General features: G+C 66.9%; 13 protein-coding genes and 1 tRNA gene. 4 read left to right on the top strand and 10 right to left on the bottom strand.

The genetic code is table 11. From position 1 onward, the window contains the following. Window positions 1–2,266, top strand: a 2,266-nt coding sequence (locus VGK32_08635) for an ABC transporter permease (protein ID HEY3381820.1), incomplete at its 5' end; no start/stop codon positions are given. Window positions 2,267–3,431: 1,165 nt separating this feature from the next. On the opposite strand, the gene VGK32_08630 is transcribed toward VGK32_08635, so the two are convergent. From VGK32_08630 to VGK32_08600, 7 genes are all read right to left on the bottom strand, one after another. Continuing rightward, window positions 3,432–4,175, bottom strand: coding sequence for a DUF4386 domain-containing protein (locus VGK32_08630; GenBank protein ID HEY3381819.1), 744 nt, complete (start codon window positions 4,173–4,175; stop codon window positions 3,432–3,434). A 345-nt stretch (window positions 4,176–4,520) separates the two neighbouring features. Further along, window positions 4,521–4,769 (bottom strand): hypothetical protein, encoded by a 249-nt coding sequence (locus tag VGK32_08625; protein HEY3381818.1) that lies wholly within the window; start codon window positions 4,767–4,769, stop codon window positions 4,521–4,523. A gap of 91 nt (window positions 4,770–4,860) precedes the next feature. Then, window positions 4,861–5,133, bottom strand: coding sequence for a DUF2442 domain-containing protein (locus tag VGK32_08620; protein ID HEY3381817.1), 273 nt, complete (start codon window positions 5,131–5,133; stop codon window positions 4,861–4,863). Continuing rightward, entirely contained in the window at window positions 5,114–5,347 is a 234-nt protein-coding gene (locus VGK32_08615; protein HEY3381816.1) for a DUF4160 domain-containing protein, read from the bottom strand. The genes VGK32_08620 and VGK32_08615 overlap by 20 nt, the downstream gene beginning before the upstream one ends. Before the next feature lie 64 nt (window positions 5,348–5,411). Then, complete coding sequence (locus VGK32_08610) at window positions 5,412–5,708, bottom strand: hypothetical protein (GenBank protein ID HEY3381815.1); 297 nt, start codon at window positions 5,706–5,708, stop codon at window positions 5,412–5,414. Between the two features lie 53 nt (window positions 5,709–5,761). Then, entirely contained in the window at window positions 5,762–6,016 is a 255-nt protein-coding gene (locus VGK32_08605) for a BrnA antitoxin family protein (protein HEY3381814.1), read from the bottom strand. 1,088 nt (window positions 6,017–7,104) lie between these two features. Then, window positions 7,105–7,181, bottom strand: a tRNA-Arg gene (locus tag VGK32_08600). Between the two features lie 70 nt (window positions 7,182–7,251). On the opposite strand from VGK32_08600, the gene VGK32_08595 reads away from it, so the two are divergent. Next, window positions 7,252–8,073: an RluA family pseudouridine synthase gene (locus tag VGK32_08595; protein HEY3381813.1), complete on the top strand. Its 822-nt coding sequence runs from the start codon at window positions 7,252–7,254 to the stop codon at window positions 8,071–8,073. 76 nt (window positions 8,074–8,149) lie between these two features. Here VGK32_08595 and VGK32_08590 read toward each other — a convergent pair whose 3' ends face one another. The 3 genes from VGK32_08590 to VGK32_08580 form a co-directional block, all read right to left on the bottom strand. After that, window positions 8,150–10,744, bottom strand: coding sequence for an ABC transporter permease (locus VGK32_08590; GenBank protein ID HEY3381812.1), 2,595 nt, complete (start codon window positions 10,742–10,744; stop codon window positions 8,150–8,152). Next, window positions 10,741–11,103, bottom strand: a complete 363-nt coding sequence (locus tag VGK32_08585) for a PadR family transcriptional regulator (GenBank protein ID HEY3381811.1) — start codon at window positions 11,101–11,103, stop codon at window positions 10,741–10,743. Before VGK32_08585 ends, VGK32_08590 begins: the two co-directional genes overlap by 4 nt. 159 nt (window positions 11,104–11,262) lie before the next feature. Then, window positions 11,263–13,842 (bottom strand): DUF5916 domain-containing protein, encoded by a 2,580-nt coding sequence (locus tag VGK32_08580; protein ID HEY3381810.1) that lies wholly within the window; start codon window positions 13,840–13,842, stop codon window positions 11,263–11,265. 190 nt (window positions 13,843–14,032) lie between these two features. Here VGK32_08580 and VGK32_08575 point away from each other — a divergent pair, with 190 nt between their 5' ends. Beyond that, window positions 14,033–14,242: a serine hydrolase gene (locus VGK32_08575; GenBank protein HEY3381809.1), complete on the top strand. Its 210-nt coding sequence runs from the start codon at window positions 14,033–14,035 to the stop codon at window positions 14,240–14,242. A gap of 150 nt (window positions 14,243–14,392) precedes the next feature. Beyond that, window positions 14,393–15,448 carry a serine hydrolase gene (locus VGK32_08570; GenBank protein HEY3381808.1) on the top strand — a complete coding sequence of 352 codons (1,056 nt, stop codon included), beginning with the start codon at window positions 14,393–14,395 and terminating at the stop codon, window positions 15,446–15,448. Window positions 15,449–15,460 lie beyond the last annotated feature (12 nt).

The following is a 15,460-nucleotide window of genomic DNA, read 5'->3' as shown; positions in this document are numbered from 1 at the left end:
GGTGTTCAGCTACCCGATGGTTCGCGACCTCCAGCGGGTGCAGACGGTGTTCACCGGGATCGCCGCGCACCGGGCATTCGGTGCGAACCTGGCGTATCGCGGGCAGACGGCAAACGGCGAGGGATTGCTGGTGTCCGGCAGTTACTTCCCCGTGCTCGGCGTTCGACCGGCCGTCGGCAGGCTGCTCGGCGCCGGCGACGACGGCACGGCGGGAGAACCGCACGTCGTCGTCCTCAGCCACGAATACTGGCGGACCCGGTTCGACGCGAGCCCGAGCGTACTGAACCAGTCGCTCATCGTGAACGGCCAGCCGATGACGATCGTCGGTGTGGCGCCGCGCGGATTCGAGGGGACCACGCTCGGCAACCGGCCCCAGGTCTTCGTGCCGATCACGATGCGCGACACGATGGAGAGCTACTCGAAGGGCAGCCTGGAGAACCGCCGCTCCTACTGGGCCTACGCATTCGCGAGGCTGAAGCCGGGCGTGACGGTCGAACGGGCGCTCGCCTCGATCGACGTGCCGTACCGCGCGATCCTCAACGGCATCGAGGCGCCGCTCCAGAAGGGCATGAGCGACCCGACAATGAAGCGGTTCCGGGCGCGGCGGGTGACCGGAGTGGTCGATCCGCGGGGGCAGAGCAACCTGCACAAGGAGGCGAACACGCCGCTCGTGCTGCTGATGAGCGTGACCGGCCTGGTGCTGCTCATCGCCTGCGCCAACATCGCCAACCTGCTCCTCGCCCGCGCGGCCGGCCGATCGGCGGAGATGGCGCTGCGGTTGTCGATCGGAGCGAGCCGGTGGCGGCTCGTCAGGCAACTGCTCACCGAGGCCAGTCTTCTGGCGCTGCTGGGCGGGGCGTTCGGCATCCTGGTCGCGCGGTGGACGCTCGACGCGATCGTGGCGCTCATGCCCGCCGACGCCGCGAAGACGATGACGTTTTCGATTGACGCGCGGATCATGCTGTTCGCCGTCGGTCTCACGCTCGCGACCGGGCTGTTCTTCGGCCTGTTCCCCGCGCTGCACAGCACCCGGCCCAACCTCGTGACCGCGTTGAAGGGGCAGTCGGGCCAGCCGAGCGGCGCGCGTTCGGCCGCGAGGTTCCGCACCGCGCTGGTCACGGCGCAGGTCTGCCTGTCGATGCTGTTGCTCGTGTGCGCCGGACTCTTCCTGAAGAGCCTGTACAACGTGAGCCGGGTGGACCTCGGGATCAAGGTCGAGCAGGTGGTCACGTTCGGCATCTCGCCACAACTGAACGGCTATTCGCCGCAACGGTCGCTCGAGCTGTTCGAGCGACTCGAGGACGCGCTGGCCGCGGTGCCCGGGGTGACCGGCGTCACCGCCGGGCTCGTGCCGATCTTGGCGGGCAACAACTGGAACAACGGCGTGGACGTCGAGGGATTCCCGTCGGGGCCGGACGTGGACAACGGCTCCTCCTTCAACAAGATCGGACCGGCGTATTTCCGAAGCCTTGGCGTGCCCCTTCTCGCGGGCCGCGAATTCACGAGAGCCGATGCCGCCAATGGGGCTCGGGTCGCCATCGTGAACGAGCAGTTCACCAGGAAGTTCAAGCTCCCGCTGAACGCGGTCGGCAAGCACTTCCAGGAGGACGGACCGAAGTCTCCGCTCGTCGAAATTGTCGGCGTGGTGCCGAACGTCAAGTACAGCGAGGTGAAGAGGACGCCGCCGCCGCAGTATTTCGTGCCGTACCGGCAGGGCGAAACGATGGGGTTCCTGAACTTCTACGTGAAGACCACCCTGGCGCCCGAGCAACTGCTGGCGACCATTCCGAGGGTCGTCGCGCGGCTCGATCCGAATCTCCCGGTCGAGAGCCCGCGGACGATGGAGCAGCAGGTGCGCGAGAACGTCTTCATGGACCGGCTGCTGATGGTGTTGTCCGGGTCGTTCGCGTGCCTGGCGACGCTGCTGGCGGCGGTGGGCCTCTACGGTGTCCTGGCCTACACGGTGGCGCAGCGAACGCGGGAGATCGGGCTCCGCATGGCGCTTGGCGCCGCGCCCGAGCGCGTTCGCCGGATGATCCTCTCCCAGATGGGGGTCATGGCGATCGCGGGCGGCGCTGTCGGCCTGGGCCTGGCGGCGCTGGTGGGACGGTACGCCCAGTCGCTGCTCTTCGAGATGAAGGGCTACGACCCGGCGGTGTTCGTCTCGGCCGCCGGTCTGCTGGGCGTCATCGCCTTCGTGGCCGCGCTCGTTCCGGCATTCCGCGCTTCGCGCGTCCACCCGATGACGGCGCTGCGATACGAGTAGCACCGGCCCGGGCGTCCTGCGTTCCGTTCGAGCGCGCGGACCGAACGCTCGGCGTACATCGTGCGTGTGGACGGCGGCGAGGCCCGCTCCGGTGAGTGGGGCAAGAGGGCTGAGTTCCCCGTCGTTCTGTTCACGCTGAAGTGACGCGCCCGGCGCTCGCGAGGCGCCACTTCAGCGGTGAATCGACCGTGGCCGTGTGCCCCTCTCTACTGTTACGGGACACCAGGTGGCAACCGCCGCTACGAGTTTCGCTTCGGCTGCTTGTCCTGCTTTTGCTTCTCCGCCTGCTTGTCCCTCGCGGCGTGCTGCTTCTGACCCTTTTCCTTGTCCTTCTTGCCTTTGTCTCCCATGAGTCACCTCCAGCACTCATTGTCCATCAGTCCACGAGTCTGAGCGAGGAGATACCTGCGGTGCTCACTTTCTACGCCACACGCGACGACGAGGGCCGGCAGCGAGCGCAGACCTGCGACTACTGCCCCCGCTCGACAATCAACAGCAACGAACCTGCGCTCTGGAAGCAGCGGCCGAAGCGCTCAGGCCGCTGGCGGACGCCCTCGGCGAGTTCGCCCAGGTGCTGTCGCCTCTGCTCGTGGCGAACGGGGACGCGGGCTCACCAGCAATCAGCGGAGGGCGGTCGAGACGTGGCAGGGCCAGTGGCGTGAAAAAGGGGCTTCCTGGTTCAAGGGAAGCCCCAACATGCAGGGAGAACAACGTGCGCGGACATCGTATGCAGCGTGGCCGGCCTACTACCAGCGGTCGTAGTTTGACCGCCGCCAAATGTGCCGCGCTCGCGCCATACCGACACCCAGACTTCCTTCTTCGTGACAGGGTGCACGAACTTCCGAAGGCTGCCCTTGCCGAATCGCTCCTCAGCGAACCCCGCGGAGCGAAGGCGACGGACGAGCTTTGCCCGCGTGTCCTCTTCGCTCCTCGCCCCTACTCCCAGCGCGAGAGGTCGAGGGGATTTGCGTTGCTTCATCGCGGCTGTTTCTTTCCCTCGAGTGCTTCCAGAGCCTTGGCCGCGTCCCGATCGCCGGTGGGTCGGCAAGACACCGCCACTATGGAAACGGCTCTCCACCAGGGCGAGGCCGTCCGCCTCGGCCGATCGCAGCTTCTCTCCTCAGAATCGTCGCGCCAGCGTGGCCATCTGTCCGAATGGTCGCCGTCAATCGTCCGTTTGACCGCCCCGCCCGGTCCGGAGCATGGCTGTGGCTGCCGCGGTCTTCCATCGTTGCTGGTTCACGCCGAACACGAGGAGCCAGATCTGCAGCGGGAATTCCGCGAGCGCGGAGGCGGCAGCGATCATGGGGAATAGATAGTGTCCGAGCGGCGGGTACAGGTAAGTCACCCAGCCGAGCCCGTCGATCGTCAGCAATACGCCGAAGATCCGGGGCAGGAACGTCGACCTGAAGATCAGGTATCCGGTCAGCACGCACCAGACTCCAAAGAACACGATGTAGATGTCGAACGCGCGAGCGTTCAATTTCAGAAACACGAGGGCCAGTGCCTGCAACTGATCGGGCGTAAATGCGTGCAGGGAGCTGCCGCCCTGCAGGACGAACAAGGGGGCGACATACAAAAGGCACGTGACCGCCTGAATCGCGCATCCAACGAGGATCACAAGGGTGGACAGCAATGAGACCGTCCTGTTCACCGGTTTGAACAGGTCATAGAAGAGCAGCGCCCAGACGATGTGGAAGACGACCGCGACGAGGGAGGATGCGAAGCCCAACCAGAACAACGGCTGGTGGCGGAGGATGTTGGCCGCCGTCGCTGCGGCGTCGCCGGCCACGACGAGCCAGCCGAGAACGACCACCTGGCCGAACGCCGACGTCAGGCCCTCGAGTGCTTCAAAGGCGCCCGCCATCCTGGCCGTGAAACGTGGCGACGCTTCTCCAAGCCTCTCCATCACTCAGCGCCTTTCGATCGACGGATACCCGGTTGGACGGGGTGGCTTCCGCGGCACGGAGACCCCTGTCGTCATAATGAGGCATACGAAGGGTGGCGGTGGTGGGTTCCGGGGTTACCACCAGTCGATGGGCCCAAACGAGTCCGGCACGATGACCTTCATCGCCGGCGACCCCGCGTCCTCGCCCTCCGCCAACGAGCCGAAACCGGCCGACGGGCGCCCACGAATCTGCTCCGCATCTACTTGTACGGCCTGAGCCCACTCGATTTGACGGTGTGCGTCGGCGGTGACCTCGACACGACGCGCCAGCGGGCGTGCTTCAAGCGTGCAAGGAACCGAGGTGTTTCAGGCCGCCGTTGGCCGACGGCGCTCGATGGGCGCCAGACTCAGACGCAGGCGAAATGGCCGCAGCAGGCGATTGAGCGCCTCCTGGGTGGGATTGTGCCGCGGGTTGATGGCGCGGATGACCTTGCCCAGCGCGACCTGGATGGCGACTCCCTCCTCGATCGCGCCGAGCAGGAATTCGCGAGCGAGCATCTTGTCCCGCAGGTCCTCGGCAAACCCTTCGTTCCAGTCTCGACTTCGCCTTGCCACAATCGCTCCACTCGCCGAGTAGCTCGTCGTCACCTCGCACCAACCGTGCGCGCCACATCCAACTGTTCTTCAGGCGAGTTGGTCGCCCATATCAGGCCGCCCTCGGACGAAGGCCGGCGCTCGGTGCTCCGACCAGCAGGCCTGCCACGCTGATGTCCTCGTCCGCGTCCGGCCAGTGAATACCATCACCATCGCCGAGCAGTTCGAACCGGGCGCGTGCCTCAGGGGCTGCGGAGATGAGCCGGGGAAACCAAACGAGAGGCACGCCGAGGCGACGTCCATCGGCCAGGTCCACCCGGAGTTCGTCGGCGGTGACTTCGACACGACGCGCGAGAGGACGTGCTTCAGGAACCGAAGAACTCATGCCAGGCCTCCACCAATTCCTCCCGATGTTCAACGACGAGGGCACGCAGCCGAGTCAGTTCTTGCGAGGCGAAGCCCGTCGAGGCCGCCAACTCGACCGGCGCCAACCAGAACTTCGCGAGCGACGCGGCGTCTTGGACGTGCGGCGGTTCGAAGCCTTCATTGCTGAAGAAGAAGAACCTGTACCGCCCGATTTGCAAGACGGTGGGTGACATCTGTCCGAGAGGATAACAGTTTTGAGCACTGGTGTTGAACTTGGAAGTCGAGGCGGCGGGCGGCTCAAATCGTTCCAGCGATTCCCGGAGTTGACAGCGCCAGGCGAAACGGCCGCAGCAGGCGATTGAGCGCCTCCTGCGTAGGGTTGTGGCGCGCGTTGATGGCCCGAAGAACATTCGGAGGTGCCATCGCCACTGTCACCGCGAACTCCTTCACCCCCGTTGCTCGGATGATCTTGCCCAGCGCAACCTGGATCGACACTCCTTCGTCAATGGCTGCGAGGAGGAACTCGCGGGCGAACGCCTTGTGCCGCAGGTCCTCGGCACGTCCTTCGTTCCAGTCGCTACTTCGCCTTAGCACGATCGCCTCTCACCTGAGCAGCCGTGTTCAGCTCGCCGGATGAGCAACAGGTCTCACCCGGTCTTCCGCAGTTCCTCTCGGACGATCCTTCGGATCGTGGCGGCGTCCACGGGCTTGGCCCAGTGGCCGAGGTGCTCGCGAAGGGCCTCATTGATCATCGTCTGGTAGCCCCGGCCTGCGGCGTCGGCACGGTCTCGGAACGTCTCGAGCAGGTCGTTGTCCAGGTAGATGGTGATGCGCGTTTTGCCCGGCTGCGGGGTCACTACTGCGCCTCGCTTCGCCTTGCTGAAGTCGTATTCCTTCTTCATACTGCCGCCTCTCTCGAGGAGTTGCCTTTCGGGCCGAAATCAGGCGAGCGTTCTCTTCCCGGTAGGTGTGAACGACGACCAGAAGCTCACCAGTGAAGTCCATGCCGACCGACACGAATCGCTGTTCGCCCTGAGCAGTGTAGTCGTCGCGAGTCAATGCGCCGGGATCGAGCAGGACTCCCTCGGCATCCGAGAAGCGAACGCCGTGCTTGCGGAGGTTGCTGCTCGCCTTCCGGGGATCCCAGATGACGGCCATATATGCATTGTATGCATATCATGGACGATGTCCAGTGCCAGATGCGTAGGCAAACGGGGGCCAGTGCACACAGCGGCTGACGGTCACTTGACAAGTGGACGTCTCGTGCCTAACTTGAGATCATCTTTCCCGTGGCGATCAGTCGCCACCCTCCGCGGCGCCCGCGTCGGCCACGCGGACCGCTTCCAGCGACTCGCGGTCAGCGCCCCTCGCGAAGCTACTCACCAGTTGAAACGACCATAGGCAACTCGAGGCCACTGCAGGCGGCTCCTCTCAGGAGAAGTCGTCCAGTCGCCGGGAGATCACCGCGCTCGCGCACATCCGCCAGCGGGCTGACCTCCACCTGGTGGCGCAGCCGTCCGTTTGAGCTCACGCTCCGCGGACCACGGACACGTCTTCGGAAACCGTCGCTCGGTGACACACCCGGCGAACCTCCACGTTCCCGCCGAGCCGGCCGCGTCCCAGTGCTCGACGAAGTCCAGCACCAGGCGCGGCGTCCATCGTCTCGGCTGCGGGCCGACGGCGTGGACATCCGCATCATCCAGTTGATGCTCGGACACGCCAGCCTGCAGCAGACGCAGCGGTACCTGAACGTGACGGATGAGGAATTGCGAAAAGGGCTGGAGGTGAGCAGGAAGCTTGCCCAGTCGAAGCGACGTGAGGAGAGCAGCAGACCGGAACGTTGCGAAGACTGGCGCGCCCGACCCTTCGACTCGCTGCGCTCGCTCAGGGTCTGGGGCGATTGGTTGGAAGGACGAGAAGTGGCGCGCCCGACCCTTCGACGCGCTGCGCTCGCTCAGGGTCTGGGGCGATTGTTTGGAAGGACGGGAAGTGGCGCGCCCGACAGGATTCGAACCTGTGGCCTTCGGCTCCGGAGGCCGACGCTCTATCCAGCTGAGCTACGGGCGCGCACGGGGAGACTGCCCGGCACGACCCACTGGCCACGCGCCGAACAGACGGTGTAGTTTATCACAGCCGCATGGCAGTTCGGGGTGGCTTCCCTCTCGACATGAACGACGAACGGCAGACGATGAACGATATCGGCGACACCAAGACGGCGCGCTCGCATCGGCCTCAGGCGCTGCCGCTCGACATCCTCTACGAAGACGACCACCTGCTTGCGGTCAACAAGCAGCCAGGCATCGTCGTCCATCCCGCCTACAAGCATCCCGACGGGAGCGTCTTCAACGCGCTCCTCTGGCACTTGCAGGAGACCGGCGTGCATCCGCACCTGCTGCAGCGCCTCGACCGCCAGACGTCGGGCGTGATGCTCGTGTCGAAATCGGCCGCCGCTCACGCTCGTGTGATCCGCGCCATGCGACTGCCGCCGCCGGCCGGACTGCGGAAGGAGTACCTCGCGGTCGTGCACGGCGTGCCCGAGCCGCCAACGGGCGAGATTCGGTGTCGTCTCGGACGCGACCCGGCCGACACCCGGCGTGTCGTCGTCTCGGAAACCGAAGGAAAGGACAGCACCACCCGCTACGCCCGTCTGTCGTGCTCGCCGGCTGGAGATCTCTCGTTGGTGCACTGCGAGCTCGTGACGGGCCGCATGCACCAGGTGCGCGTGCATCTGGCATCGCGCGGCTGGCCCATCGTTGGCGACGACGTCTACGCGGCGCTCCCGCCGCGTGCGTGCCACGGCATGACGCGACAGGCCCTGCACGCGTGGCGAGTGTCACTGCCGCATCCGATCACCAACGCCCCACTCGTCATCACCGCGCCGATTCCAGAGGACATGGCCCGGCTCCTGGCCGAGACGGGACTCGACACGGGCGAGACGCCCGTGCCACTCGGTCGGTGAGCCCACGGCCGAGACGCCCGTGCCACTCGGTCGGTGAGCCCACGGCCGAGACGCCTCGGCCGCTCAGGTGAAGCTGCTACACCTCCGACCGGAACGCGGCCACCGGGTCCACGCGAAGAGCGCGAAGCGTCGGCAGCAGGCTGCCGGCGAGCGTCATGACGACGCACAGTGCCGCCGCGGCAGCGAAGGTCGGAGCGTCGCCGGGCTCGACGCCCGCGAGGAGGCTCCCCATCGCGCGCCCGGCGGCATAGGCAATGGCAAGCCCGGGAATCACGCCTGCGGCAGCCAGCGCGACGCCCTGCCCCATGACCATCCTGACGATCGCGCTTCGCCGGGCGCCGAGCGCGATTCGCACCCCGATCTCGTGCCGCCGATTCGACACGGCGAACGACAGCAGGCCGTGGATCCCGACGGCCGCCAGCAGGAACGCGATCGCCGCAAACGCGCCGAGCACTCGCACCTGCACCGATCTCGCCGCGGTCTTTTCCGCGACGACGTCCGACATCGGCCGGACGTTCGAAATGGGCTGCTGCGGATCCACTCGCGAAACGATGCGGCGGATCGTCGGAACCAGTGCCGACGCGGGGATCGATGTTCTGATTACCATGTCCCTCGGATGGTAGAAGGGACTCTGTCCGTCGAGCACCTGTCTGTACGGCAGATAGACTTGCGGCTCGCTGGCCTGCTCCGGCCCGCGTACCCGCACGTCGCCGACGACGCCAACGATGGTGCGAGTGCCGCCCGGTCCGAACGTGAACCGCTTGCCGAGCGGATCGCCGCCCGGCCAGTACCGCCTGGCGAACGACTCGCTCACCACGGCGACAAACGGCCGCTCGGCCGAATCCTCGTCGCTGATGTCACGGCCTCGTCGGAGGGGAATACCGAGCGATGCGAAGTATCCCGGCGTCGCGTACCGGCTGCTCGCGGATTTCGCATCGACGCGGCCCTGAGACTCGCCCGGGATCGTGACCGGCCAGACGCCGCCACCCATCGCCATCGGCAGTCCGGTGATGTACGCCGCACCCGACACGCCGGGAATCGCGCGAACGTCCGTCAGTACGGCGCGGAAGAACTCCGCCCGGCGCGCGGCCGAATCGTACTTCGGCAAGGGCAACGCCGTTTGCAGGGTCAATACTCCCTGGGGTTCGAACCCGGCGTCGGTTCCCTGCAGATTCCACAGGGTGCGCAGGAGGAGGCCGGCGGAGACCAGGAGCACGACCGACGCCATCACCTCGGTTACGACGAGGACCGAACGCGCGCGTTCGCGCCGCCCTCCGCCCGATCGGGCACCGTCGCGCAGGCCGCCCAGGTCGAGCATTCCCGCCGCCCGCCACGCAGGCAGGACGCCGAAGCCGATGCCCGTCAGCGCGGCGACGAGCGCCGCGAAGAGCAACACCCTCAAATCCACCGACGGCGACTGGGCAATCGGCAGGGTGGTCGGGACGAGTTGTGCCAGGAGAGGGACAGCCGCCGAAGCGAGACCGACGCCGAGCGTACCCCCAAGCGCCGCCAGGATCAGGCTTTCGGTGATCCATTGCCGGACCAGCCGTTCGCGGCCGGATCCGAGCGCGGACCGAACGAGGAGTTCCTTCCGGCGGTTCAGCGCTCGCGCCAGCAGGAGATTCGCGAGGTTTGCGCAGGCGATGAGGAGCACGCATGCGGCGGCGCCACCGAGCGCGAGCAGCAGGAGCCGGGACCGGGACGAGTATTCCTCGCGGAGCAGGACCACGGACGCCCCGACCTTCTCCAGTTCCTTCGGGTGCTGCTGCTGGAGGCGCCTGGCGACCACGCCCATGTCCGAGCGGGCCTGCGTGAGCGTCACACCGGGCCGCAGCCGGGCCAGGACGTTCCAGTAGTTGTTCGTGCGGTCGTCATCGTTCTGCCGCTCGATGCCCATCGGCATCCAGAGCGCCACCTCGCGATTCGGGAAATGGAACGTCTGCGGCATGACCCCGATGACGACGCGAGGCGTGCCGTCGAGCAGAACGCGGCGGCCGACGAGCCCCGCGTCGCCGCCAAACCGCGTCTGCCACAGTCCGTAGCTCACCACCACAGTCCCGGTCGCGCCCTCGCGCTCCTCGGCTGCGCTGAACAGGCGACCGATGATCGGCCGGACGCCGAGGATCGGCAGGAGGTCGGCCGTGACCGTGGAGGCCTGCAGGCGCTGCGGGTCGCCTTCGCCCACGAGGTTGACCGCGGTCCCGTAGTACGCGCCCATGGCCTCGAACGACGTGGCGCTCGCCTTCCAGTCGCGGTAGTTCGGCGGCGCGACCTCGAGCTGGTTGTAATCCGGCGGAGCTTCCCACAGCTTCACCAGCCGGTCGGCGTCGGCGTAGGGGAGCGGGCGCACGATCACGAAGTCGGCGACCGAGAACGCGGCGGTGTTCGCCCCGACGCCCAACGCAATGACGGAGATGGCGGTGAGCGTGAAGCCGGGCGTGCGAGCCAGGGTCCTCGCGGTGTATCGGAGATCCTGGAGGAGGATGTCCCAGTGCACCGCCGCCGCATTCGACGCCACTTCGACGAACGTCTCCGCCCACAGCAGGAGCGTCGCGAGCGGTCCCGAGGTTCGACGAAGACGAGTCCCGAAGATCGCGCGCATCTCTCCGCCGTACTCGGCGCGGAACGACGCGGGGTAGAGATGCAGGAGCCAGGAGTAGAGGCGCATCATGCCTTCCCCAGCACGAGCCCCTGGGCCCGCGCCATCCTGACCAGCCCGGACATCCGCCGCGCCTCGGCCCGAGCGACGGCCGCGCCGAAGAGCGTGATGCGATAGTACCGACGACGCTCATCGTCGAGTTCCGGCGCGGGGCGATCTCGAGTCTCGACGATCAAGCCCTGCTCGAGCAGACGCTGGATGGATCGATACAGTGTGCCAGCGCTCAGGCGGAGCGCCCCACCCGTGCGCTCTTCGACATCGTGGATGATCGCGTAGCCGTGGCGATCGTCCTTGGCCAGCGCGATCAGGATGTGGAAGGTCACGGGAGGGAGCGGCAGGAGGGCATCGACGTCAGCGGCCGTGTGTGCCATGCGCCAAGTATAGCCACTAAGAATATAGTGTCAACGGCTATATTCTGAGTGAGACGAAGCGAACCGCCGCCACCTGCACCGAGGACACCGAGGGTGGAGCCAGCGCCGGCGCGGGTCGGGCACGTCGTGGCGCCCGGGCGATGAGCCGGCTCTCGGCCGCTACAAGTTCAGCCAGTAGGAGAACTTGACGAGGAACACGTTCGTCGCCGGCAGCGCGAAGAGATCGTTCAGGTCCTGGCGGTACCGGAAGGCGCCAATCGACGCCGTGTCCTCCCGCACCTGTTGCCAGACGATGTAGAGGGCGGAGCCGGGCTTGTACTCCCAGCGGACCACGTTGGTCATGCGGAACGAGCGGTAGTTGAAGTCGGGCTCGCCGCCGTAGGCGTACGGCGCGAACTGGCCGCCGAACGTCGCCGCACGCGGCTTCACGACTTCCTTGAAGTTCGAGTAGGCGCCGGCCGAGATGAACGGCTGGGCGTAGAGTTGCACCGTCAGGTTCGGCGTGATGGTGTAGTTGAAGCGCGTCGTCAGCCCCACGGTGGTCTGGCGAATCCGGCCGAACACGTAGCGGGTGGACAGAACGTTCTCGACGTTCTCCACCCACTGCGTATCGTCGTTCATCCGCTCGAAGTGCACGCCGCCGCTCACCGCGAGGAACGCCGTCGGGCGGTAGGTGATCTCGGGATCGAACCCCCACGACGTGTCGCCCGACTGGTCGCGGTACACGAACCCCTGCCACGCGCCGTTGACCGCCTTCCGGCTGTCGCTCTGCACGTAGTACCAGATGTTGCCGCCGCTCTTCGAACGCAAGGCCGGGCCGCCGCGCGTGGACCGATCGTCCACGCCCGCAGCCTCCAGGTTGAAGCCGGAGCCGGCAGACCAGTTCGACGTGAGCACGACGTGCGCGTTCACGTTCGTGCCGTTGAACCGGGGATCGCCGCCGAAGTTCCAGCCGGCCCACTGGTTGAAGTTGAGTCTGACGTTCCGGTACAACTTGGTGGGCGTGTCCCACCGGATCTGCACCCAGCCGGACTGCGAGATCTCGTCCGCGCGCCGCTGGTATCCGAGGTCGTTGACGTCGAAGCCCGGCGTCTTGTAATTGCCGTTGAAGCTGAATCGCACCCTCGATCCGCCGATCTTCTGGAAGCCGACCGACCCGGCGTGGCCGTTGAGCGACGAGCGCGTGGGGTCGTACCCGAGATAGTCCCCGTCGGGCCGCTGGAAATAGTGGACGGCGCTGCGCTGGACCTCGTCGAGGGCCTCCGCGCTGCCACGCACCGAGCTTCCCGCCCAGTAGCCGGTCACCGAGTAGCGCGGATCCTTCAGCCGCCAATCCCAGTTCACGCCGCCCGTCGTCGCGTTGGACGGCAGGAAGCTGACGTCCTGGTTGAGCCGGCGCGCCGTGTTCGTGACCGCGAACCCGAGCGACGACTGATTGGCCCATTCGCGCTTCGCCTGCACCACGGTGTAGTTGGTCGTCGGCTCGACGGTCTCGGACCAGCGGCCGACGCCCTGCGCGAACCGCGCGTCCTGGCCGGCGGTCACCGCGTCGAGCGCGCCGATTGCGAAGGCCCCCGCGCGCCCGGTCAGCTTGGCCGCGCCGATGATCGTCGTGGTGGTCGGCGTCGCCACGTACCCGCCGTCTGGCGCGTCTGGGCCGCGATGCGGTCGGCGCCCGATCCGGCGGGAGTAGAACAGCCCCGTGCACCGCCCGTCGTTGCAGTCGAGATCGAACCGGAGGTTGCCGGACCCCTCGACGAAGAACGGCCGCCGCTCCTGGTAGAAGGTCTCGAATGCCGTGAGATTGACGACCGCCGGGTCGGCTTCGACCTGGCCGAAATCGGGGTTGATCGTCGAGGTGAGCGTCAAGCCGGGCGTGACGGCGTACTTCATGTCCACGCCGAGCGTGCCAGACGGATCGGTGGACCTCACCAGCGGATTGGCGCCATCCACCGATTGCGATTGGATCTGGCCGACGGAGTACGGGAGTATCTCGAGCTTCTTCGCCGCCCCGACCAGTTTCAGGCCGGCCAACTCGCCCATCTGCGAGACGAACCCGGACCGGCTCTTCGCGATGAGCGGCCATGACGATGTCTCGTTCAACCGCCCGACTTGCCGCAGCACGGCGAACCCGAAGGTGTCGCGCTTGCCGGGCTCGAAGCGGAGTTGCGAGAACGGGATGCGGAACTCGGCCGTCCAGCCCTTGTCGTCGCGCTTCACCGACACGTCCCACACGGCATCCCAGCTCGAGTCGCTGTTCGAGTCGGCGAACCAGTACCGATCCTGCTTCACGCCAGCGGGATTGACCGCGAACTCGTACGCCGTGCGCCGGTCGTAGTACGAGTCGATCATCACGCGGATCCAGTCGGACGGCGAGTCTTCGTCGCGTCGGGTACGGATGCCGACGATTTTCTGGTGGTCGTCGTCGAACGCCCGGACGCCGACGTACAGGTAGTTCCGATCGTAGAGGACGCGGACCTCGGTCTGGAACGTCGGCGCCGCGCCTTCCTTCGGGTCGCGCTGAACGAATCCGCGGACAGGTTCCACCCGCTCCCATGCGCTCTCGTTGAATTCACCGTCGAGCTTGACGGCGTTCGCGGGCCCATTGGGGATCTCCGCGGCCTCAATCCTGTTCACGGCGCGACCGGACGGCGTGGCGGTCGGGGGACCAGCCAGGACCGGGGCGCCTGCCAGACTCGGCAGAACGAGGGAGAGAGCAATAATGAAACGGGAATTCACGCACGGACCTCCGGCAGGGAGCGGCGGGGAAGACAAATCGGCCGACGTGGCGAGCAGCCTGCTTTTCATAGACGACAAACCGAGGATGAATGTTCGCCGAGGATCGTGAACACCAGTTTGACGGTTGGATGGGCTCCCGGGTTTGCGGGCGGCGTGCGAATTGTCGTTTTCGGCGCCGCTCGTCGGTGGTATGGGAGGGAGGCGCCTCCGCCGCGGCGACTGGATTCGCCTGATCCTCGACTGGCCGATGCGTGAGCCACCGGGAACCAGGTCGGAGTACGTCAGCGGCGCGCCGATTCTGCTCGCGGCCCTGGTGGGGGCTGCCACTGGTCGTCCCTTCGACGAGTACGCCGCCGAACGGCTGTTCCAGCCGATCGGCGCTGTCGGGGCACATTGGTAGCTGTGCTCGAGGACACCGCCCGGGCTGCCGCACGCGGGCGGCGGGTCGTACACGCGGCCGCGAGACATGGCCAAGCCGGGGTCGCTGGTTCAGAATGGAGGTCGGTGGCACGGGCGTTGCCGGACGGCACGTCGGAGGAGGCACGGACCGATGTCGATGAATGGCTGCGGGTGTCTGGGGCTGATCGGCGCCACGACGGTGCTGGGACTCGCAATCGGCTGCGGCGGCAGTTCCTCCGCATCGCCGAGTCCGGGCGGCGGCGGGACGACCGCGGCACTCGATGCGGCCTATGCGTTCGCCAGGCAGCAGGTGAACCTGACGAGCCTGGTGGTTGCACACGACGGTGTCATCGACCGCCAGGAGTACTCCAACGGTGGAGGGGCGGACACGCCCCAGGACATACGGTCCGGCACCAAGAGCGTCGTCTCGTTGCTGGTGGGCATCGCCCTCGATCGAGGGTGCCTGCGCTCGCTCGACCAGACCGTCGGAGAACTACTCGGTCCGCTCGGCCCGTCGGACCCCGCGAGAGCGGCGGTCACGGTGCGGCATCTGCTGACGATGTCCAGCGGGATTGGAGGCGACGAACTGGCCGACGTGGGTGAGTACAACCGGTGGGCGGCGGCGCCGAACCAAGTCGCGTACGTCTGGGATCAGCCGCTGCTCGCCCCGCCCGGCACACGCTTCAGCTACTTCTCGGCGGCCTACCACGTGCTGTCGCCGATTCTGACGCGGGCGTGCGGCCTGTCCACCGCGGACTTCGCGCGCGACAGCCTGTTCGGGCCACTCGGCATCGGGTCGCGCCAGTGGGAGGTCGACAGACAGGACTACAACAACGCCGCGGCCGGCCTCAGGCTCACGCCGATGGACATGGTGGCCATCGGAAACCTGGTCCTCGCGGGCGGCCAGGCCGGCGGACGGCAGGTCGTCCCCGCCAGCTGGATTCGTGACGCGACACGGACGCAGATGGCGACGAGTGCCCAGGCGTATGCGTCGGGCTACGGCTTTGGATGGTGGACTGGCCAGACCGCCGGATCGGACTTCACCTTCGCGAACGGCTTCGGCGGCCAGTTCATCGTCGTCGTACCGCGCGTGGGACTGGTGGTGACCGCGACGAACCGCTGGCAGGGGGTCGGCTCGGCCGTGGCAGCCGCTCAGTGGATGGCGACCCTCGACATCATCATGCGGCGCATCGTGCCGGCGTACTGACCGCGAGAGCCT

The organism is Vicinamibacterales bacterium (assembly GCA_036504215.1).
Classification (GTDB): Bacteria; Acidobacteriota; Vicinamibacteria; order Vicinamibacterales; family Fen-181; genus FEN-299.
This window is presented reverse-complemented; position numbering and strand designations above follow the sequence as displayed.